Annotated in this window: 21 protein-coding genes; 19 read left to right on the top strand and 2 right to left on the bottom strand. The window is 49.8% G+C overall.

The genetic code is table 11. From position 1 onward, the window contains the following. Nucleotides 1–129: 129 nt before the first annotated feature. From F5I99_RS12150 to nadA, 17 genes are all read left to right on the top strand, one after another. Complete coding sequence (locus F5I99_RS12150) at nt 130–2169, top strand: hypothetical protein (protein WP_151056364.1); 2040 nt, start codon at nt 130–132, stop codon at nt 2167–2169. Nucleotides 2170–2195: 26 nt separating this feature from the next. Next, nucleotides 2196–4112: a DUF2207 domain-containing protein gene (locus F5I99_RS12145; RefSeq protein WP_151056362.1), complete on the top strand. Its 1917-nt coding sequence runs from the start codon at nt 2196–2198 to the stop codon at nt 4110–4112. Nucleotides 4113–4240: 128 nt separating this feature from the next. Continuing rightward, nucleotides 4241–6004, top strand: coding sequence for an aspartate--tRNA ligase (gene aspS / locus F5I99_RS12140; protein ID WP_151056360.1), 1764 nt, complete (start codon nt 4241–4243; stop codon nt 6002–6004). Nucleotides 6005–6152: 148 nt separating this feature from the next. Further along, nucleotides 6153–6890, top strand: coding sequence for a YebC/PmpR family DNA-binding transcriptional regulator (locus F5I99_RS12135; RefSeq protein ID WP_151056358.1), 738 nt, complete (start codon nt 6153–6155; stop codon nt 6888–6890). A gap of 33 nt (nt 6891–6923) precedes the next feature. Then, complete coding sequence (ruvC, locus tag F5I99_RS12130; protein WP_151056356.1) at nt 6924–7439, top strand: crossover junction endodeoxyribonuclease RuvC; 516 nt, start codon at nt 6924–6926, stop codon at nt 7437–7439. Beyond that, nucleotides 7436–8137, top strand: coding sequence for a trimeric intracellular cation channel family protein (locus tag F5I99_RS12125; protein ID WP_151056354.1), 702 nt, complete (start codon nt 7436–7438; stop codon nt 8135–8137). Before ruvC ends, F5I99_RS12125 begins: the two co-directional genes overlap by 4 nt. A 2-nt stretch (nt 8138–8139) precedes the next feature. Continuing rightward, the gene (ruvA, locus tag F5I99_RS12120) at nt 8140–8769 is read left to right on the top strand and encodes a Holliday junction branch migration protein RuvA (RefSeq protein ID WP_151056352.1); all 630 of its coding nucleotides are present in this window, start codon (nt 8140–8142) and stop codon (nt 8767–8769) included. Nucleotides 8770–8785: 16 nt separating this feature from the next. After that, a complete protein-coding gene (ruvB, locus tag F5I99_RS12115) occupies nt 8786–9799 on the top strand; it encodes a Holliday junction branch migration DNA helicase RuvB (protein WP_151056350.1) in 1014 nt (337 codons plus the stop codon). An 88-nt stretch (nt 9800–9887) separates the two neighbouring features. Then, the gene (locus tag F5I99_RS12110; protein ID WP_191905844.1) at nt 9888–10163 is read left to right on the top strand and encodes a TraR/DksA family transcriptional regulator; all 276 of its coding nucleotides are present in this window, start codon (nt 9888–9890) and stop codon (nt 10161–10163) included. Between the two features lie 126 nt (nt 10164–10289). Continuing rightward, entirely contained in the window at nt 10290–10967 is a 678-nt protein-coding gene (gene tolQ, locus F5I99_RS12105; RefSeq protein WP_151056346.1) for a protein TolQ, read from the top strand. 6 nt (nt 10968–10973) lie between these two features. After that, nucleotides 10974–11393, top strand: coding sequence for a protein TolR (tolR, locus tag F5I99_RS12100; RefSeq protein WP_407670301.1), 420 nt, complete (start codon nt 10974–10976; stop codon nt 11391–11393). A 7-nt stretch (nt 11394–11400) separates the two neighbouring features. Beyond that, the gene (locus tag F5I99_RS12095) at nt 11401–12360 is read left to right on the top strand and encodes an energy transducer TonB (RefSeq protein WP_151056344.1); all 960 of its coding nucleotides are present in this window, start codon (nt 11401–11403) and stop codon (nt 12358–12360) included. After that, a complete protein-coding gene (gene tolB, locus F5I99_RS12090) occupies nt 12360–13658 on the top strand; it encodes a Tol-Pal system beta propeller repeat protein TolB (protein WP_151056342.1) in 1299 nt (432 codons plus the stop codon). Before F5I99_RS12095 ends, tolB begins: the two co-directional genes overlap by 1 nt. 57 nt (nt 13659–13715) lie before the next feature. Then, entirely contained in the window at nt 13716–14240 is a 525-nt protein-coding gene (gene pal, locus F5I99_RS12085) for a peptidoglycan-associated lipoprotein Pal (protein ID WP_151056340.1), read from the top strand. Between the two features lie 10 nt (nt 14241–14250). Then, on the top strand, nt 14251–15051 hold the full coding sequence (ybgF, locus tag F5I99_RS12080) for a tol-pal system protein YbgF (RefSeq protein ID WP_151056338.1): 801 nt from the start codon (nt 14251–14253) through the stop codon (nt 15049–15051). Between the two features lie 14 nt (nt 15052–15065). Then, a complete protein-coding gene (gene queC / locus F5I99_RS12075) occupies nt 15066–15758 on the top strand; it encodes a 7-cyano-7-deazaguanine synthase QueC (RefSeq protein WP_151056336.1) in 693 nt (230 codons plus the stop codon). A gap of 96 nt (nt 15759–15854) precedes the next feature. Beyond that, nucleotides 15855–16898, top strand: a complete 1044-nt coding sequence (gene nadA / locus F5I99_RS12070; protein WP_151056334.1) for a quinolinate synthase NadA — start codon at nt 15855–15857, stop codon at nt 16896–16898. 16 nt (nt 16899–16914) lie between these two features. Here nadA and F5I99_RS12065 read toward each other — a convergent pair whose 3' ends face one another. After that, complete coding sequence (locus tag F5I99_RS12065; protein ID WP_225307396.1) at nt 16915–18399, bottom strand: M48 family metalloprotease; 1485 nt, start codon at nt 18397–18399, stop codon at nt 16915–16917. 77 nt (nt 18400–18476) lie between these two features. Between F5I99_RS12065 and F5I99_RS12060 the strand changes: the two genes are divergently transcribed. Continuing rightward, nucleotides 18477–18716, top strand: a complete 240-nt coding sequence (locus F5I99_RS12060; protein ID WP_151056332.1) for a sulfurtransferase TusA family protein — start codon at nt 18477–18479, stop codon at nt 18714–18716. A 30-nt stretch (nt 18717–18746) separates the two neighbouring features. Further along, nucleotides 18747–19850, top strand: coding sequence for an AI-2E family transporter (locus tag F5I99_RS12055; protein WP_151056330.1), 1104 nt, complete (start codon nt 18747–18749; stop codon nt 19848–19850). A gap of 37 nt (nt 19851–19887) precedes the next feature. Here F5I99_RS12055 and F5I99_RS12050 read toward each other — a convergent pair whose 3' ends face one another. Beyond that, nucleotides 19888–20355, bottom strand: coding sequence for a peroxiredoxin (locus F5I99_RS12050; protein ID WP_151056328.1), 468 nt, complete (start codon nt 20353–20355; stop codon nt 19888–19890). Nucleotides 20356–20512 lie beyond the last annotated feature (157 nt).

Raw genomic sequence — 20512 nt, 5'->3', positions numbered from 1 at the left:
CATGTACCGCCTATTAGAAGGTGATGGCACCCTGTGTGCTATGGATGGATTAGATAGAAAATAATGAATATGACCAGCAAATGCTAAGCTAGGCTAATTAATTTAACTCATGAATTAGGGAGAGTGTTCATGATTTTGCCCCCTCAATATCCTGCTTACTTGAAGCGGTGCTTGCCTGCCGTGTCGATAATGAGTGCCAGTTTCTGGGTTGTTGCCAGCCTAAGCCAAAGCGCTTGGGCTTCTCAAACCTTTCCTGAGGCTGTGTTACCCATTGAACGCGTTGTGCTTTCCACCTCGGGTGTGGGATTGTTCCAACAAGGTGGCAAGGTCGATGGGCCGGTTCAAGTGCAACTTCAGGCCAGTTCAACTGAAATGAATGATCTGTTGAAATCCCTGGTTTTCTGGGACCAGGGAAATGGTCGAATCCTGGGTGTGAGTTATCCGGGTCAGTCAGCGTTGGATCGTACGTTATCCAGTTTGCGTGTTGATCTATCTGGCAACCCTGGTTGGGTGGAGGTGTTTACTCAATTACGCGGTCAAGCCATTCAGGTTGAAACCCTGCAAGGCAGTCTGTTAACAGGGCGTATCCTTGGGGCCGATAGACGCACCTTGCGAGTGGCTGATCAATTCGCAGAATTAGACTACCTTAATCTGGTAACCGAAACCGGCTTGGAAAGCTTAAGCCTGGATCAAATACGCCGCTTCGAATTGACCGATACGCGTCTGCAAGCTGACCTGAATCGTGCATTAAACGCCTTGGCACAAGATCGCCACAATGAGCGCAAAGCCGTCAACCTTTATCTTGAGGGTGAAGGAGAGCGTGACGTGGCGGTGACCTATGTGGCAGCAGCACCCGTCTGGAAAACCAGCTATCGTTTATTACTCAATGAGTCAGACAGTAAAGCGGCTAGCTTACAAACCTGGGCCTTGGTGGAAAATGCCAGTGACCAGGACTGGCAGAATATTAGTTTGGCCTTAATCAGTGGTCGCCCCCTGAGCTTTATTGAAGACCTTTACCAGTCTCGTTTTATTGATCGTCCGGTGTATGAGTCAGTGGCCTTTGAAGGTATAGCGCCGCAAGCCTATGCCCTCGCTCGTGGTGCCGCTCTAGATGAAGAGTTCGTGCCTTTACGCGCAGTAGCCGCAGCCCCTATGCGAGCACCGGCACCCAGTATGGAATCCGCCCCTAAAGCTGGTTCGATGGCCTCGGTCGAGGGACAGGATCTTGGCTCGCACTTTGAGTATCGACTTGAAAATGTCAGTTTGTCTCGGCAGCAATCGGCGATGTTGCCCATTTTGAATGCCTCGGTGGAGATCGCACCGGTTTCCATTTATGACACCAGTGTACATCCTCGTCATCCTTTGCGCGGGGCGTATTTAGCGAACACATCAGATAAGCCGCTACCTGAGGGCCCTATGACCGTGATGATGGGGCAAAGCTATGTGGGCGATGCGCGAATTGATCATATTCCACCTGGGGCAAAGCGGCTCATCAGTTATGCTGTTGATTTAGACCTTCAGGTTCTACCTCAAACAACCCAGCAGGAAACGCAGCTGACGCAGGGTAAAATAGAGCAGGGTGTATTGATGTTGCAACAGACTCGACAGCGCGAAACGGTTTATCATGCCATCAATGAGTCGGCTCAGGATCGAAATTTAGTGATCGTTCATCCACGTCAGCAAGGCTGGGAGCTGGAATCCGATGCAGAGCGGCTTGAACAAACAGAGGAACATTATCGGCTAGCGGTAGATCTGTTAGCACATTCAGAACAGCCTGTTCTGGTAAAGGAAGTAAAGATTGATTGGGAGCATTTTCAATTAGCGGCCTTATCAGAAACTCAACTTTTCTATTGGTCAAGTCAGGCACAGTTATCCGTGGAGTTAAAGTCTCAGGTTGAACGGGCGGCGAGCCTGCGTCAAGCTTGGTCTCGTGCTGAGCGTAGCCTGCAAGATCGAAAAGGAGCTATAGAGAGTATTTATCAAGAGCAGGCACGCATTCGGGCGAATCTTGAAGTGCTGGAGCCTGGATCTGCGCTTTACCAGCGGTTAGTGAATCAGCTCAGCGAGCAGGAGGATGAACTGCATAGCTTAAATGCTTCGGTAAAACAGGCTGAGGCAGAGGTGCATCTGGCAAGAGAGGCCTTTGAAACCTTTATTGCACAACTGTAAGTAACATGATTTTGTGAAGGGATTCTATGAAACGTTTAATACTAATGCTGTTTTTTTCTTTGATAGCGGTATCTGCTGGAGCTGACGAGCGCATTCTCGATTTTCACAGCGATATGACTGTTCGTGAAGATGGCAGCATGAAGGTCATTGAAACGATCAAAGTGCGCTCTGAAGGAATGTCGATTAAGCGCGGCATCTACCGCACTATTCCGACCCGTTATAGGGGTGCTTTTGGAAGCTACATTGAAACCCCTATAGCTATTATAAGTGTAGCCCGTGATGGTGAGCAGGAGCCTATTCGTGTTGAAGCAAGAGGACGATATCTCGATTTATACATAGGCAATAGAAATCGTCTGCTGAAACCCGGTGAGTATACCTATACTATATCCTATGTGATTGAACGACACCTCGGCTTCTTTGATGACTATGATGAGCTCTATTGGAATGTCAATGGTAATAAGTGGGAGTTGCCGATTGACCGCGTTAGTGCCAAGGTACACTTGCCTGAAGGTGCTGTGTCCGATGATTTTAGCGCTGAAGCCTACACCGGGCCTCTCGGTTCTAAAGATCAACTCTTTCAAAGCGAAATAAATACAACAGGAATTTATTTTGAAACCACTCAGCGATTGGCTAAAGGCGAAGGGCTTAGTATTGTTGTGACCTGGCCGAAAGGCGTTGTTAAGCATCCAACTCCTTTGCAGCGGTTTGGTTGGTATATAAGCGATAATCAAGATACCGTGGTCCTTCTTATGGGGCTCTTTACGTTAGTAATATTTTATCTGTTTATTTGGCTGGCTCATGGCCGAGATCCAAAACCGGGTGTTATTATCCCGCAGTACGACCCTCCGGCTGGTTACTCTCCGGGTGCCATTCGTTACATTATGAACCAAGGTATTGATACTAAAACCTTTAGCACGGCGCTGGTTAGTTTAGCCACCAAGGGATACCTCATCTTGGTGCAAAAAGAATCCAATTACGCCGCAAAGCGAACAGACAAAGCTGTTAGTGATGATCTATGTCCTGCTGAAAAGGCTTTATTGGAAAGTCTTTTCGAAGATTTGCTATCAACGACTGTGGATTTTGATCAGGAAAACCAAGAGCAAATTCAGGCTGCTATAGAGGCCAATCGACAGGCGTTAAGGCAGCATTGTGATAAAGAGTATTTTCGTAATAACAGACAATTTTTGCTACCAGGCATATTGATTACATTGTTTACGTTAATATCTTTTGTGGCGTCCAAACCGTTTATAGAAATAGGTATTTTGGTTCTGTTTTTATCCTTATGGATGACATTGTTTACGTTTGCTCTGGATTGGTTTGTGAAGAATTTTCGCCCATTTGAAGTTAAAATAGATTTCCATTCTATAAAGGATTTTGTTGCCCTTTTGATTTTTATGTTAACTCTATTTTTCTTTGTGGTGTTTTTGATTTTTGCTTTGATTATGAGTACTTCGCTGATAAATGTGGTTGCACTGCTGCTGCTTTTAATAATACATCATGTGTTTAGTAAGTTGATAAAAGCACCAACACTCGCTGGTCGAGATTTTTTGGATAAAATGGAAGGGTTTAAACTTTATCTTACCGTGGCAGAGCAAGATGAGTGGCAGCTCAAACATCCTCCTGAAAAAACACCAGAGCTATTCGAACGCTTGTTTCCTTATGCCATGGCTTTGGATTTAGAGCAGCCTTGGACGGATCGCTTCACTATGATATTTGCTAACATGAAAAGGCAAGGGCAGCCGTATAAATATACAGGGCTTTCCAGCCGTAGCTTGTCTCTTCCAGATGCAGCACTGGCATCTGCTTTAGCTAGCTCAATTAATCAAGCCACTGTAATTAAAAGCACTGGTTCGCGAGGCTCGAGTTCGAGTAGTTTTAGTTCAGGTAGCAGTAGCGGTTCGTCTGGTGGTGGTCGTGGTGGCGGCGGTGGGGGTGGCTGGTAATCGGTCTTGCGGCTATCTGAAATCCTAAACGAACATATTGGCCTTACACCGCTGTCAGCGCCCTCAATATAGGGTATAATTCTGCGCCTATTTTGCTTTTACAGTGACAGATACAGGAACAATCAATCATGCGCAGCCATTATTGCGGCGATCTTCGTAAAGAACATATCGGCCAGGACATTACACTTTCAGGATGGGTTCACCGTCGTCGGGATCATGGTGGCGTTATCTTTCTGGATGTCAGAGATCGTGAAGGCATCACCCAGGTGGTGTTTGACCCGGATCGTGAAGCCAGCTTTGCCCTGGCTGACAGTGTTCGTAATGAATATGTGATTGAGTTGAAAGGACTGGTTCGTGCCCGCCCTGAAGGTACCGAAAATTCGGAGATGCCAACCGGTGCGATTGAAGTACTGGGCAAAGAATTAGTGATTTTGAACAAGTCAGATACGCCACCTTTCCAGTTGGATGATCATCAGCAGGTGGGCGAAGATGTGCGTCTGCGCAATCGCTTTATTGATCTGCGCCGTCCGGAGATTCAACGTAAACTGCGTTTCCGTTCAAAAATTACCCACTATATCCGTAACTATCTGGAAGAAAATGGTTTTCTGGATATTGAAACGCCAATTCTGACGCGTGCTACACCCGAAGGTGCGCGTGACTATCTGGTACCTAGCCGTACCCACGAAGGGCATTTTTTCGCGCTGCCACAGTCACCGCAGTTGTTCAAGCAACTGCTGATGGTGTCAGGGTTTGACCGTTACTATCAGATTGCCAAGTGCTTTCGTGATGAAGATCTGCGTGCTGATCGTCAACCGGAATTCACTCAGATCGATATAGAAACCTCCTTTATGGACGAAGAAGGTATCATGGGGATTACTGAGCAGATGATCCGTGGCCTGTTCCTGGAACAGCTGAATGTGGATCTGGGAGACTTCCCGCGCATGCCTTACTCAGAGGCGATGCAGCGCTATGGTTCCGATAAGCCGGATCTGCGTAATCCGATGGAATTGGTCGATGTGGCTGATCTGGTGGCGGGTGTTGACTTCAAAGTGTTTGCCGCACCAGCCACTGACCCTAAAGGACGTGTAGCCGCCCTGAAAGTGCCGGGTGGAGCCGAACTGACGCGTAAACTGATTGATGACTACACTAAATTTGTATCCATCTACGGTGCTAAAGGCCTGGCCTGGATCAAGGTTAATGCATTGGAAAACGGTGCTGAAGGGCTACAATCACCGATTGTGAAGTTCCTGGGTGAAGATGTAGCACTGCAGATCATGCAGCGTGTTGGAGCCCAGAACGGCGATCTGGTGTTCTTTGGTGCGGATAAGGCCAAGGTAGTTAATGAAGCCTTGGGCGCGTTGCGTATTAAAGTGGGTGAAGATCTGAACCTGCTCACGCAGGAATGGGCACCACTATGGGTGGTCGACTTCCCGATGTTTGAAGAAGACAATAATGGTGGCCTGACCGCCTTGCATCATCCATTTACGGCACCCAGCTGCAGCCCGGATGAGCTGATTGAGGCTCCTGAGGGTAAGCTGTCCCGTGCTTACGATATGGTACTGAATGGTACTGAATTGGGTGGTGGTTCGGTGCGTATTCATGATCAGGTCATGCAGCGGGCGGTATTTAAAGTACTCGGCATTAGCGATGAAGAAGCTGAAGAAAAATTTGGCTTCCTGCTCAACGCCCTGCGATACGGCGCGCCGCCACACGGTGGTTTGGCCTTTGGTCTGGATCGTCTGGTGATGTTGATGACTGGGTCTGCCTCTATTCGTGAGGTGATTGCCTTCCCGAAAACACAGAGCGCTGCCTGTCTGTTGACCGATGCGCCGGGTGAAGTCAGTGCCGCACAGTTACGCGAACTGAATATCAAGTTGCGCAAGACGCCCTGATGACAAGGTGAATATCACTGTTTGGCACCTGGGTTGTCGTATAAGTCCTTAAAGGATATATCGCTCCAGGAAGACAGACGGTGAAGTGAAAACTACGAAGAACGAACGGGGCTTAGCGGCCCCTTCTTTGTTAATGAGGTAAGAGGTTATGGCAGGTCATTCCAAGTGGGCCAATATCAAGCACCGCAAAGCGTCTCAGGATGCCAAGCGCGGTAAAATCTTTACTAAGTTGATTCGTGAATTGACGGTAGCCGCCAAAGAGGGCGGCGGCGTGCCGGACGATAATCCACGTTTGCGGGCGGCTGTTGATAAGGCGCTTGGCGCCAATATGAAAAAAGACACCATTGAAAAAGCCATACAGCGAGGCGCGGGTGGGGGAGACGGTGATAATTACGACGAGCTGACTTATGAGGGCTATGGCCCCAATGGCGTAGCGATACTGGTTGAGTGCATGACCGATAATGTTAACCGGACTGTATCGCAGGTACGTGCTGCTTTCAGTAAGCATGGCGGCAACCTGGGCACTAATGGCTCCGTCTCCTACCTGTTTGATAAAAAAGGCCAGATTACCTTTGATAATGGTGTTGATGAGGATCAGATTATCGAAGCAGCACTTGAAGCTGGTGCAGACGATGTGGTGTCCCATGACGATGGCTCGATTGATGTATTTACCAGCGTCACTGAGTTTATGGAGGTGAAGCAGTCGCTGCTGCAATCAGGGCTTGAACCGGTTCATGCAGAGGTGGGTATGATTCCCTCCACAACGGTAGCGTTAGATGTTGAGTCTGGTCAAAAGGCATTGAAGCTCCTGGACGTGCTGGAAGATCTGGATGACACTCAGAACGTATACCACAATGCTGACATTCCGGAAGAGGCGATGCTTTGATCCTTGCCTCTAGTGATGGTTGGTCCTGTTGATATGATCATTCTCGGGATAGACCCTGGATCGCGCATTACCGGCTATGGTGTGATCAATTCACTAAAAGGGCATAACGAATACATTGCCAGTGGTTGCATCCGTATTCGTGAGGGTGAGTTGGCTGATAAGCTGCAGCAGGTGTACGCCGGTGTGCATGAGATTATTGAACGTTATCTGCCACAGGAGTTTGCCATAGAGCAGGTGTTTATGGCGCGCAATGCCGACTCGGCACTGAAACTGGGCCAGGCCAGAGGCGTAGCGATTGTTGCTGCGGCAAATCAATCTGTCCCCGTCTATGAGTACTCGGCACGAAAAGTGAAACAGTCTGTGGTTGGCTCGGGTGCGGCTGATAAGAGTCAGGTGCAACACATGGTGGCGCATATCCTTAAATTACCTGGTTTACCTCAAGCTGACGCGGCTGACGCACTTGCTATTGCGCTGTGCCATGCGCATTCACGCCGTTCATTGATCAGCGTAGCGGGTCAGCATAGCGGGCGCGGTGGGCGTTGGCGATGATAGAAATTGCAAATTTTGTCTACTATGCTGATCTGTTTGGCATAGCGATCTTTTCGGTTACCGGTGTGTTGGCTGCACGCGGCAAGCAGATTGATCTGTTTGGTATTATGGTGCTGGCGCTGGCGACTTCGCTCGGTGGCGGTACTCTGCGTGATCTGGCGCTGAATGCACATCCGTTGATCTGGATTGCTGATCCGATCTTGTTGTGGACGGCCATAGGTGCGGCCGTGCTGACCTTTGTTTACTGTCGCTTCTGGATGTTGCCGCGACGGGCCTTACTGGTGCTTGATGCGGCCGGTTTGGCGCTGTTTGCCATTGCTGGTGCTGAAAAAGCGATGGGGCTAGGTTTTTCGCCCCTGATTGCTGTGATTATGGGTGTCAGTACGGGTTGCGCGGGGGGCGTTATTCGGGATTTACTCACTGGACGTATCCCGGGTATTCTCCAGCATGAAGAGTTTTATGCGACTTGCGCTCTGATCGGCGCCACTTTCTATGTGCTCATGCAAGGACAAATGCAGCCGAATTTACTCGCTTTGTCAGCTATTGCATTGATTTTCTGCATTCGTATGCTGGCCATCTTTACTGGCTTTCGTTTGCCGGTGTTTGTGGTCACAGGCATAGATCGTACGCCGCGGCGTGTACTAACTGGGCGAAAAAAACGCCGACTGATATCAATAAAGTCCAAGGGTGATAAATAATTATGATCGGTCATTTGCGTGGCGTATTACTGGAAAAATACCCTCCATTTCTGATGTTGGACGTTGGTGGGGTTGGTTATGAGGTGGAAGCTTCGATGAACACCTTCTACCGCTTGGCTGATATCGGTCTGGAAGTATCCCTTTATACGCATCTGGTAGTACGTGAAGATGCCCAGTTGTTGTATGGCTTTACCGATCGTCAGGAGCGCAGTGTGTTCCGCGAGCTGATTAAAACCAATGGTGTGGGACCTAAGCTGGCACTGACCATTCTGTCGGGTATCAGTGGTGATGCATTTATCCGCTGTGTAGAGTATGAAGATGTGGCAACCTTGGTAAAACTACCGGGCGTTGGTAAAAAGACGGCTGAGCGTCTGATTATTGAAATGAAAGATCGTCTTAAACACTTCAGTGCCGTGCCAGCCGGGCTTCGGACGCCGCAAGATGCGGCAGCAGCCAGACAGCCAGTTGTAGCGGTGGTGGATGAACGTCGGGAGGCGGAAACAGCGCTGATCGCCCTGGGTTATAAGCCCGCCCAGGCCACGCAGGCCATTGAGCAAGCCAGCCGTTCTCTGGACGCGGAAGCCAGTGCCGAAGCACTGATTCGACTGGCGTTACGGTCCATGATCAGTTAATAAATGAGTAACAACAATGATAGAAGCCGACCGTTTTATAACACCGGTTGCGACCAGCCCTGTTGAGGAAAAGCAGGATCGTACGGTCAGACCGCAAACCTTGCAGGATTACGAAGGTCAGCCGGTGGTGCGTGAACAGATGGAGATTTTTATCCATGCGGCGCGTAATCGGTCTGAGGCGTTGGATCATACCTTGATTTTTGGCCCGCCGGGGCTGGGTAAAACCACCCTGGCACATATCATTGCTAATGAGATGGGGGGGCAAATCCGCAGCACCTCCGGGCCGGTTCTGGAAAAAGCTGGTGATGTAGCCGCCATGCTAACCAATTTGGAAGCGGGCGATGTGCTGTTTATCGACGAAATTCATCGTCTAAGCCCGAATGTGGAAGAAATACTCTATCCGGCGATGGAAGACTATCAGCTGGATATTATGATAGGTGAAGGGCCCGCAGCCCGTTCTATCAAGATCGATCTGCCACCTTTTACCCTGGTGGGCGCCACTACGCGTGCAGGCCTGTTGACTTCACCCCTACGGGACCGTTTTGGCATCGTGCAGCGGTTGGAATTCTACTCTGTTGAAGACTTGACGCGCATTGTCAGTCGGGCTGCACGCTTAACGTCTACACCAATTGATCCCGAGGGCGCACGTGAAATTGCCTGTCGGGCCCGGGGGACACCGCGTATTGCCAACCGTCTGCTGCGTCGAGCCCGTGATTATGCTGAAGTACGCGGAGATGGTGCGATTACCCGTGAACTAGCTGATCTGGCATTGAATATGCTGAATGTGGACGAAAAAGGCTTTGATCATATGGACCGGCGCATGTTGCTGGCGATGATTGAAAAATTTGGTGGTGGCCCGGTGGGGGTGGAAAGTCTGGCGGCTGCGATCAGCGAAGAGCGCGATACCATTGAAGATGTTTTAGAGCCTTATCTGATACAGCAAGGTTTTCTGATGCGAACACCCCGTGGGCGGGTGGTCACGGATCATGCCTACTTGCATTTCGGCATTAAAAAACCCTATACCGAATAAGTGTCTGCATGATCCTGATCAAGGTTTAAGGCCAACGGGCTGTTACTATTGTCGAATAAAGATCGATAAAAGTAACGGGATGGTGCCTATGTTGGCTTTACCTAAAGATCGCTTCGCCAGTGACTGTCGTCGTGAGCTGGTTCAGCTCCATACAACGCTTAAACAAGAGCTGTTGGCTGCATCGGGAAGTGAAAAAAAACAAGCAGCCTTGTTGGTCGAGCTGCGAGCTTGTGAGGAAGCTATAAAACGGATTGATAATGGTTATTTTGGTCTATGCAAGGTATGTGGCGAAGCTATAGAACTTAATCGCCTGAAAGCTGAACCGACCACCAGTTGCTGTTTGTCCTGCGAAAGCAAAAACTAACAACGTAACAGCCTGTATTCTGCAAAAAAAACGTTCTTGCGGCTTATTCATGCTTCACAGCTACTTGTATTAATTTATACGGCTGCTATTGTGAGCGCCTGCCTTCTGTCAGGTTAGGAGAGAACCGTGCAAGACAAGTTATCCATCTGGTCTCTTGTAGTAGAGGCCAGTTTTATCGTTCAGCTTATCATGCTGACGCTCATGATTACCTCATTTGTTTCCTGGGTGATGATCTTTCAGCGCCGCTCTGTGATTCGTGCGGCACAGCGCTCTATGCGTACTTTCGAAGAGCGCTTCTGGTCGGGTGCCGACCTAGGACAACTGTATCGCGAAGTCAGCCAGCAGCCAAATGAAAATTGTGGTGTCGAAAATATTTTTCGTGCCGGTTTGAAAGAATTTACCCGCCTTACCCAGCAGGGAAAAGCCGATCCCGATGTGGTCATGAACGGCATCCAGCGACGCATGCGGGTGGCGATGTCTCGCGAAGAAGAAAAGTTGGCAAAGCATCTGCCATTTTTGGCAACGGTAGGTTCTACCAGTCCTTATATGGGTCTTTTTGGCACCGTTTGGGGAATTATGAATACGTTCCGAAGTCTAGCTACTGTACCCCATGCAACAATATCGGTGGTGGCGCCGGGAATTTCAGAGGCATTGATCACAACGGCAATTGGTTTGTTCGCCGCTATTCCAGCTGTTATTGCTTACAACCGCTATGCGGCGCAGTCGGAAACACTGCTAAGCAACTATGAAACCTTTGCCGATGAGTTCTCCAGTATACTCTACCGTCGCCTGCATGCACTTTGAGGTCTGATGATGGAATGGCGTACTCGCAAAAAGCGTAGTCTAAATGCAGAAATCAATGTGGTACCTTATATTGAGGTCATGGTGGTTCTGTTGGTGATTTTTATGCTGACAACGCCGATGCTGACGCAGGGGGTGGATGTAGATTTGCCTCAGGCCAGCGCGGAACCGGTAGAAGCCGAAGATCAGGAGCCGCTGATCGTTTCGGTGGATAAGGATGGAAATTATTACATCAATGTGGGTGGTGATGATTCCGAGATTGCGGATGCAGATGCGATCAGACAGCGGATCACCAGTGTGTTGAATGAAAACCCTAACAAGCTTCTGCTGGTCAGGGGTGATAAAAATGTGACCTATGATCGAGTGGTGCAACTGATGGTGCTGTTGCAGCAGGCGGGCGCGCCCAGTGTTGGTTTGGTCACAGAGTAGGCCGGGCGTGGATAATTATCGCAATTATGTATTACCGGTTATTCTGGCGACGCTGGTCCATGTAATGATGTTGGCGTTGATTGCTGGACAGTGGTTTGATTTTTCCGAAGCTCAACGTCCACAGCCCCGTCATTTGCAGGCGCGCATGATCGATATGAGCAGCTTGCAGACGGATCAGGCCGCTGCCCAACAGGCGGCAGAGCAGGCTAGGGCGCAGGAGCAGGCACGTCAGGCCGAGCAGCAGCGTCAAGAGCAGGCTGTGGCTGAACAGCAGCGCCAGGAAGAACAGCAGCGTCAAGAACAACAGCAGCGCCAGGAACAACAGCAGCGTCAAGAACAACAGCAACGCCAGCAACAAGAACGAGAAGCTGAGCAACAGCGTCAGCAGGAGCTAGTCGCGCAACGGGAGGCAGAGTCACGAATTCGCGCCGAGCAGGAGCGCCAACAACAGGCTGAAGCCGAGCGTCAGCGTCGTGAAGAAGCTGAGCGTCAAGCGGCTGAAGAGCAGCAGCGTCAGGAAGAGCGTCGCCAGGCCGAAGAGCGTCAGCGTCAGGAAGCAGCTAAAGCACAGGAAGAGGCGCAGCAGCGTGAGGCTCAGGCTGCTCAGGCACAGGCTGAAGCAGAGGCCAGAGCAGAAGCCCAGCGAGCTGCTCAGGAAGCAGCTAATGCAGTCATTGGTGATATAGGTTCATATATCAGTGCTATGCTGACGCGCAACTGGAATATTCCAGCCACGGCACGTACAGGAATGCAGGCAACAGTTGAAATACAATTGATGCCAAATGGGGAGATTGCTGATGTGCGTATTGTGCAAAGCAGTGGCGATTTGGCATTTGATCGTTCAGCGGAACAAGCTGTTAGACGTACTGAGCGTTTACCGCGCGTAGCTGAAGTGGAACCAATATTATTTGAGCGTCGTCTGAGAAGAACACAGGTGATTTTCAGGCCTGAAGGATTGAGATGGTAATGACATTATTTAAAAAGCTATTATTTTTGTTGCTGTTTGGTTTCAGCTCAGCGTTGATGGCGCAGCAGTTGGTAGTGGAAGTGACTCAGGGCGTTGACAGCCCTGTGCCGGTTGCTGTGGCACCCTTTGGTTGGGGCGGCGATGCCCTGCCTGAAGATATTGCTGAGATCATCAGTCAGAATTTAGGACGCAGCGGCTTTTTTAAATCCATGAACCGTGAAAATATGCTGAGTTTTCCTGAACGTGAAGAGCAGGTGTTTTTTCGTGACTGGCGTATGGTAAATCAGGATTACCTGGTTATAGGTCGCATGGAGCCTTTATCTGAGAATGAAGTAAAGATTACCTTTGAGTTATATGATGTGCTTAAAGAAGAGCGCATTTTAGTGCGGGAAGTGTCTGTCGGTAAGCAAAGCCTTCGTGATGCGGCACACTATGTCTCGGATGCTGTTTTTGAAGCTTTAACCGGTATCAAGGGTGCTTTTTCAACCCGTATTGTCTATGTTGCTGCGGACCGTCGTGACGCTGAAAATCAACGCTATCGTCTGCGGTTAGCTGATTGGGATGGTGAGCGTGCCCGAACCATCCTGGAATCAAATGAGCCAATCCTGTCACCGGCCTGGTCGTTTGATGGTACCAAGCTCGCCTATGTCTCTTTTGAGACTACGCGCCCAGTTATCTATATACAGCATCTGGCAACAGGGCAGCGAGAACAGATTCAGTCCTTTCCTGGCCTAAATGGGGCGCCGGCCTGGTCACCCGATGGTCATAAGCTGTCGCTAGTCTTGTCTAAAGATGGCAACCCTGAAATTTATGTGCTGGATTTGAGAACCCGTGCGCTGGATCGAATGACACAAAGCAGTGCAATCGATACTGAGCCTTTCTGGGCGCCGGATGGAAAATCTCTCTTTTTCACCTCTGACCGTGGTGGCTCGCCACAGATCTATCGGATGGATCTGGCCTCGCGTTCAGTGGAACGTGTTACTTACGAAGGCAGTTATAATGCTCGCGGACGTCTCACGCAAGACGGGCGTTTTCTGGCCATGGTTCACCGTGGCAGTTCGCGTCGTTTCCAGATAGCCGTTCAGGATCTAAAGAGTGGACGTCTGGATATTTTAACCAACAGTGATTACGATGAGTCTCCAAGCATTGCGCCGAACGGCAGCATTGTTATGTATGCTACCCAGGATGGAGGTCGTGGCATTTTGTCCGCGGTATCTCTGGACGGGCGCATTCGTTTCAATATGCCAGTTCCACAGGGTGATGTCAGAGAACCGGCGTGGTCGCCATTTTTGAAATAAACTGTATCAACCTTAAATTGAATTGCTTGCTTATAAAGCGGGCAACAGGAGAAAAAAATGCGTTATGTTCATTTGACTAAAGCGCTAGCGTTGGCTGCTGTTATGGCGTTTGCTGCAGGGTGTAGTTCTACTGGCAGTAAAACTGATTCAGGGGCGATGAGTGGTACAGGTACAGGCACTGACACCAGTGCTTACGGTGCCGGAACCGGTACGGGTGTAACTCCAGGTAGCTGGGAAGAAGTGGCGACTCTGAAAAATGTGTTTTATTTCGAGTTTGACCGTGCTGTTGTGCGTCAGGAGTTTTTTCCTGACCTGGAAGGTCATGCCCGTTACCTGGCAGGTAATCCGTCTGCACGTGTAAGACTGGATGGCCATACCGATGAGCGTGGTACGCGTGAATACAATATGGCGTTGGGCGAGCGTCGTGCCAATGCTGTTGAGCGTCTGTTGATTGTCAATGGTGCCAATGCGGGTCAGATCGAAACCGTGAGCTATGGCGAGGAGCGTCCATCAGTTACCGGCAATCACGAAGGTGCCTGGTCGCAGAACCGTCGTGTTGAATTGAGATACCTGAGCCGCTGATAGACTGATTATGAAACCTTCACTGAAATACACAGTTGCGGGTTGCCTGAGTGCTGTGCTGACGTTGTCAGCACAGGCCCAGGTACCGGTGATCGAAATCCAGGGAAATGATGCTCAGAATACATCTGCAGCATCCACCGGTATTTCCAGTCAAAGCGAACTGATTTTACTGGTGCTTCAGTTGCAAGAGGATGTTCGTTACCTGCGTGGGGAACTTGAAACCACGCAGCATAAGCTGCAGCGCCTGGAAGCCGATTCCTCTGATCGCTACCGCGATATGGACAGGCGTCTCAGTGTGCTGATGCAAGCAGCCATGGATTCTGATGCATTGCCGCCACTGTCAGATCCCTCTGATATGCCGCCAGCCGAGACACCCGTAGCTGCTGAGACTGCTGCTGATGCTGAGCCTGGTATTACCGCTGAACCCGTTTCCGCAGATGATCAACAAGCTTATGACGAAGCCTTTGCATTAGTTCGGGCGCGTGAGTTTGATCAGGCCATTAGTGCTTTTGAGGCTTTTGTACAACGCTATCCGGAACATACCAATACCGCCAATGGTTACTATTGGTTGGGTGAGTTGCATCTGGCTAACGAGTCACTGGAGCAAGCCAGTATCGCGTTTGAGACTGTGCTGGAGCAGTTTCCAACTCACCACAAAGTTCCTGATGCTCTGTACAAGCTAGGCGTGACCCTTTCCAGAATGGGTGAGCAGGAACGTTCACGGCATATGATGCAGCGTGTGATCAGTGAATATCCGCAGAGTACCGCGGCGACATTGGCACAAAGTTTCCGTCCTGTCGAAAGTAACTGAAGAGGGTATTGATAATGACTGGCGAACGTGCCGTTGTACTCCTGTCCGGAGGGTTAGATTCGGCAACGGTTCTGGCTATGGCCAAAGATCAGGGTTATAGCTGTTATGTACTCAGTTTTGATTACGGTCAGCGTTCACTTACAGAGTTGAATGCAGCCCGTGCCGTTGCGATAGATGCCGGGGTTGTAGAGCACCGTGTGCTACGTTTGAACCTGGAAGACTTTGGCGGATCGGCGCTTACTGACCCCAGCATGAGTATGCCGGAATCGGAAACCGGTGAGGCGCAGGAAGGGGTTATTCCACTGACGTATGTTCCTGCGCGCAACACCGTTTTTCTTTCTCTGGCGCTGGGGTGGGCTGAAGTTCTTGATGCGAGTGCTATTTTTATCGGTGTGAATGCCGTCGATTATTCTGGTTATCCGGATTGTCGCCCGGAGTTTATTCGTGCATTTGAGGCCATGGCCGCTTTGGCAACACGCCAGGGGGTTGAAGGCAAACCGATACGCATTCATACCCCTTTGATTGATCTCACCAAGGCTGAAATTATTCAGGCAGGCGTATCGCTCGGGATGGATTATGCAAAAACTGTCTCCTGTTATCAGGCCGATGATGAGGGGCGAGCTTGTGGACGCTGCGACAGTTGTCGTCTGCGTGCCAAGGGGTTTGAGCAGGCTGGTGTGACGGATCCGACACACTATCAATCCTGACAGGTTAGCCGTCTATTCGTGTTTCTCTATGTGCTATAATACCAGGTTTTCATGCATGCCCTAGGCTGCTGACCCTAATTCAACTCGGAATGATTGATGCTAAGTAAACGAGATTTGGCAGACCGTATTCTTGTTCAGGAGCACTTTGCTCAGGAGCATTTGCCTGATGCTCTGGATCAACAGCAATCAGCCTCGCTGACTGATGAAATTCTGTCATTGCTGAAGCTGAAAGATGCCTGTCTGGTTGCGCATTACTATACTGATCCAGTGATTCAGGCACTGGCGGAAAAAAGTGGTGGCTGTGTTTCGGATTCGTTGGAAATGGCTCGTTTCGGCAGTCAGCACCAAGCGTCAACGCTGTTGGTGGCGGGTGTACGTTTTATGGGCGAAACTGCGAAAATACTCAGCCCGGAAAAGCGTATTCTTATGCCGACACTGGAGGCAACCTGTTCACTGGATCTGGGTTGTCCAGTTGACGAGTTTTCTGCTTTTTGTGATCAATACCCTGATCATGAAGTTGTTGTCTATGCCAATACTTCTGCTGCTGTTAAAGCCCGGGCTGACTGGGTTGTGACATCAAGTATTGCACTGCGTGTGGTGGAGTACCTGGCAGAGCAGGGTAAAAAAGTGATCTGGGCACCGGACAAACACCTCGGCGATTATATTCAACAGAAAACCGGTGTTGAAATGTTGCTATGGGATGGCGCCTGCATTGTACACGAAGAATTCAAGGCCAAAGGGTTGCGTGATCTGAAAGCCGTTTATCCGGATGCAGCTGTCCTGGTGCATCCGGAATCACCGGAAGCGGTAGTAGAGCTCGCCGATGTGGTCGGCTCTACCAGCCAACTGATTAATGCGGCCGCTACGATGCCAAACCCGATGTTCATCGTTGCTACAGATCGCGGTATTTTCTATAAAATGCAGCAGGCTGCGCCGGGTAAAACCTTAATTGAAGCGCCTACCGGTGGTACAGGGGCGACGTGTCGAAGTTGTGCCCATTGTCCGTGGATGGCCATGAATGGACTGGAAAACCTGCGGGATGTGCTGTTAAACGGTGATCAGGAAGTGCTTGTCAGCAAGGATCTGATCGCACGTGCGCGTATACCTTTACAGCGCATGTTGGATTTCCCGCTGAAATGATTAATCGTTAGGAAGACTACAAGTCTTCCTTGATTTGTCGGCGTATTTCCAGGGTTTCAGCTTCAAGCTGTTCGAGTCTGGCCAGATCCGAGGGGTGCAGGTTGGCTTCGCGTTTGGCAAAGGTGATCTGCTGTATGGCGCTGTCGATATTGCCCGTCAGCAGAAAGTATTCTATGCGCGCCTCGTGAACTCCGGTTATATTGCCAGATAGGCCTTCTGCTTCAGCGAGTTGGTACCAGCTGTCAGTATCTGTCGGGTAGTCCTGTAGCAGATGTTTGTAGATCGGAACGGCTCGTTCTGGTTGTCCTGTTGTATACATCACCCGCGCATGCATTTTCATCACGGGCATGCTATCTGGATATAAAGCCATCATTGCTTCAGAGCGGCTTTCAGCCTGGGTAAAATCATTTTCGGCCAGCAGTAATTCAAGTTCGCTTAATTTTATATACGCGTGCTGTGCCCATTGCTGCGGCAGTTGTTCGAAGTGCTGTCTGGCAAGTTCCAACTGATTTGTGCGCATGGCGGCCAGCATGGCGCCGTAATGTGCAATGGCTGGATTGTCACGTTGGGTATCAGCAATAAATCGTTTTAATATTTCACCGGGTTGATCACTGAAGTGTACCTCTATGCGGGTGCGGATAATGTCAAACTCTGGTGTGTATGGGCGTGGAGAGACGCGCGGAAGTGTCTCGGCCCTGTTTAATGAGTCGGCAATGCGGGCTTCGGTGACAGGGTGTGAGAGCAAAAATTCTGGAGGGCGCTGACCATAAAAACGGTAGCTGCGTTGCAGGCGTGAAAACATCTGAGGCATGGCTTTGGGGTCACGGTCAGCAGCAACCATGGTCTGCATGCCTATACGGTCAGCTTCAGCCTCATTGCGCCGACTAAATGTCAGTTGTGCCTGTGCAGAGGCACCCATAGTAGATGACAGGGCTGCGACCCCCCCTTGTTGGTCGGCCGCTGCAATCAGTATGCTCGCAAGTATGCCGGCTAATACCAGCGGGCGGTTGCGCCGCTCTTCTTCGATGCGTTGAGCAAAGTGACGTTGGCTTAAATGCGCAAGCTCATGAGCTAAGACTGATATTAGTTCATCTTCCGATTCGGCTGCTGTAATCAACCCAGCATGTACGCCAATTACGCCACCAGGTACAGCGAACGCATTGAAGGTCGGATTATCCAGAACGATCAATTCCAGTCGTCGATCCGTGAGTTGGCTATGAGGGGCGATATTCCAGAGCAATTCGTCCAGATAGTGAAAGATCAGGGGATCATGCAGCAGGGGGGCGCTTCCTCGTAACATCCGTGCCCAGTTGCGACCCAGGCGGTATTCCGATGCCATGGAAACCGATGCTGATGAGTGATCTGATAGCACCGGTAGATTGGTCGAAGCGCCGCTGGCTGAAGTAAACAGTAAGCTTGAGCCGATAGACAGCAGTGTGACTGAGAAGATAAATCTCAAATATAGATACTTGTTTGTCATAGTGATCAGTTGTAATACCATGTGCAGCACTTTAATCTAAGCATGGCGATTACGTCCAGCGGCTTCAGACGTTCGCTGTATTGAAATCCGAGGTTTGTATGTCATTTAATCCTGAACCAGATCATCTGCTCGATGCCAGCGAGCTTAACTGCCCCTTACCCCTGTTAAAGGCCAAACAAGCATTAAGTAAAATGGACGTCGGACAACTGCTGCAGGTGATAGCCACCGATGCGGGTTCCGTCAGAGACTTTAAGACTTATACAGATCAATCAGACCATGTGTTGCTGAAGTCGTTCACAGATCAAGGCAAATTTATCTATTTAATCCAGCGTGGTTGATAGTCATCAGCCTCAGGAGATGTTTTAACTATGTTAAAGATTTTCAGTAAGTGGATTCATCGTTATTTCTCGGATGAAGAGGCACTCTTACTGTTTCTTTTGTTGATTTTGGCCTTGGGGGTGATATTGACTCTGGGGCAAGCGTTAGCACCGGTGTTCTTCAGTATTATTCTGGCTTTTTTGATGCAGGGCGCGGTGCAGCGTTGTGCTTGCTTCATGCCTCGTAAGGTGGCCGTGCTCTTGGTTTTTACTACCTTTATGGCGGTTTTTCTGGCATTCATGTTGCTGGTCATGCCGCAAATCTGGCGACAGTTGGTCACCTTGCTGAATGAGGCGCCACGTATTATGTCGGAAATTCAAAATGTGCTGTTGTTGTTGCCTGAACGCTATCCCGAGTTGGTCGCCGAGCAGCAGATACGTCAGCTGATAGCGATTGCGGCAGCTGAGATAGGGAAGGCATGGCAGTGGGCATTAACTTTCTCACTGCACTCGATCACTAATATTGTTGCCTTGTTGATCTATCTTATTTTGGTGCCTATTCTGGTGTTTTTCTTCATGCGGGATGGCAACTATCTGGCCGGCAGCCTGACAGCCTATTTGCCGGAAAAACGTGACATGATGCGACGTATCTGGACTGAAATGGATGCCCAGATAGCAAATTATATTCGCGGTAAGTTCATCGAAATTCTGATTGTGGGTTCTGTTTCTTATGTCGTGTTTGTATTTATGGGGCTGAATTATGCCGCGCTGCTGGCGTTAATGGTTGGCTTGTCGGTCATTATTCCTTACATAGGTGCAGCTGTCGTTACCCTGCCAGTCGCGGGTGTCGCTTTCTTTCAGTGGGGCTGGGGTAGTGAATTTATTACACTGATGACCGCTTACTTTGTGATTCAGGCGCTTGATGGCAATGTGCTGGTCCCGATTCTCTTTTCAGAAGCTGTAAATCTGCACCCGGTCTCCATTATTGTGGCCGTACTGGTGTTTGGTAGTCTGTGGGGTGTGTTGGGTGTGTTCTTCGCCATACCCTTGGCTACGTTGGTGAAGTCTGTGGTCAATGCCTGGCCCAAGGCTATGGAGCATGCACATGATCATGATGGGCGGATTGATGCTCTGAACGCTGAGCAGGAGCGGTAATCCGTTCCTGTCAGCCTTTTTTGTCAGATGGGTCGCTTCAGAGCGCTTTGACGCTTTCGAGCACTTCGTCTGCGTGACCGGGTACTTTGACTTTGCGCCAGGCTTGCCGCAGTACGCCCGCTTTGTCGATCAGAAAAGTGCTGCGTTCGATTCCCAGATGCTCTTTACCGTAGAGCTTCTTTAATTTGATGACGTCAAATAATTTACATACCGCTTCATCCTTGTCGCTGATCAGGTCAAACGGAAACGCCTGCTTGGCACGAAAGTTCTCATGACTTTTCAGGCCATCACGTGAAACACCGAAAATATCTGTGTCTAATGCCTGAAACTGATCATAGAGATCGCGAAAGTTCTGCCCTTCGGTGGTGCAACCCGGTGTGCTGTCTTTGGGATAGAAATAGATAATGATATTGCGGCCTTTGAACTCACTGAGAGTAAAGGTAGTCTCACTGGTCGCCGGGGCACTGAAATTGGGCACGGGATGACCCGTTACAAGCTCACTCATGACTCGCTCCTGGAAAAAGTCTGTTGAAAAATGCTTCTGCTACTACGCTAAAGGGGCGTTATTCGTTTAGAATGATGGGTCATTCAGATAAGATAACGATAACAGAAGCTGGGCGTCAGGTTAACACTGTTTCTGTTTACGTCCGGTGTGATATTCA

The organism is Nitrincola iocasae, from assembly GCF_008727795.1.
Classification (GTDB): domain Bacteria; phylum Pseudomonadota; class Gammaproteobacteria; order Pseudomonadales; family Balneatricaceae; genus Nitrincola; species Nitrincola iocasae.
The sequence above is the reverse complement of the archived record's forward strand: the minus strand, read 5'-3'. Positions and strand labels throughout refer to the sequence as shown.

Coding starts and splice junctions, on each gene's coding strand:
- F5I99_RS12150 (WP_151056364.1), top strand. CDS start 130: ATGATTTTGCCCCCTCAATATCCTGCTTACTTGAAGCGGTGCTTGCCT.
- F5I99_RS12145 (WP_151056362.1), top strand. CDS start 2,196: ATGAAACGTTTAATACTAATGCTGTTTTTTTCTTTGATAGCGGTATCT.
- aspS (WP_151056360.1), top strand. CDS start 4,241: ATGCGCAGCCATTATTGCGGCGATCTTCGTAAAGAACATATCGGCCAG.
- F5I99_RS12135 (WP_151056358.1), top strand. CDS start 6,153: ATGGCAGGTCATTCCAAGTGGGCCAATATCAAGCACCGCAAAGCGTCT.
- ruvC (WP_151056356.1), top strand. CDS start 6,924: ATGATCATTCTCGGGATAGACCCTGGATCGCGCATTACCGGCTATGGT.
- F5I99_RS12125 (WP_151056354.1), top strand. CDS start 7,436: ATGATAGAAATTGCAAATTTTGTCTACTATGCTGATCTGTTTGGCATA.
- ruvA (WP_151056352.1), top strand. CDS start 8,140: ATGATCGGTCATTTGCGTGGCGTATTACTGGAAAAATACCCTCCATTT.
- ruvB (WP_151056350.1), top strand. CDS start 8,786: ATGATAGAAGCCGACCGTTTTATAACACCGGTTGCGACCAGCCCTGTT.
- F5I99_RS12110 (WP_191905844.1), top strand. CDS start 9,888: ATGTTGGCTTTACCTAAAGATCGCTTCGCCAGTGACTGTCGTCGTGAG.
- tolR (WP_407670301.1), top strand. CDS start 10,974: ATGATGGAATGGCGTACTCGCAAAAAGCGTAGTCTAAATGCAGAAATC.
- tolB (WP_151056342.1), top strand. CDS start 12,360: ATGACATTATTTAAAAAGCTATTATTTTTGTTGCTGTTTGGTTTCAGC.
- pal (WP_151056340.1), top strand. CDS start 13,716: ATGCGTTATGTTCATTTGACTAAAGCGCTAGCGTTGGCTGCTGTTATG.
- ybgF (WP_151056338.1), top strand. CDS start 14,251: ATGAAACCTTCACTGAAATACACAGTTGCGGGTTGCCTGAGTGCTGTG.
- queC (WP_151056336.1), top strand. CDS start 15,066: ATGACTGGCGAACGTGCCGTTGTACTCCTGTCCGGAGGGTTAGATTCG.
- nadA (WP_151056334.1), top strand. CDS start 15,855: ATGCTAAGTAAACGAGATTTGGCAGACCGTATTCTTGTTCAGGAGCAC.
- F5I99_RS12065 (WP_225307396.1), bottom strand. CDS start 18,399: ATGGTATTACAACTGATCACTATGACAAACAAGTATCTATATTTGAGA.
- F5I99_RS12060 (WP_151056332.1), top strand. CDS start 18,477: ATGTCATTTAATCCTGAACCAGATCATCTGCTCGATGCCAGCGAGCTT.
- F5I99_RS12055 (WP_151056330.1), top strand. CDS start 18,747: ATGTTAAAGATTTTCAGTAAGTGGATTCATCGTTATTTCTCGGATGAA.
- F5I99_RS12050 (WP_151056328.1), bottom strand. CDS start 20,355: ATGAGTGAGCTTGTAACGGGTCATCCCGTGCCCAATTTCAGTGCCCCG.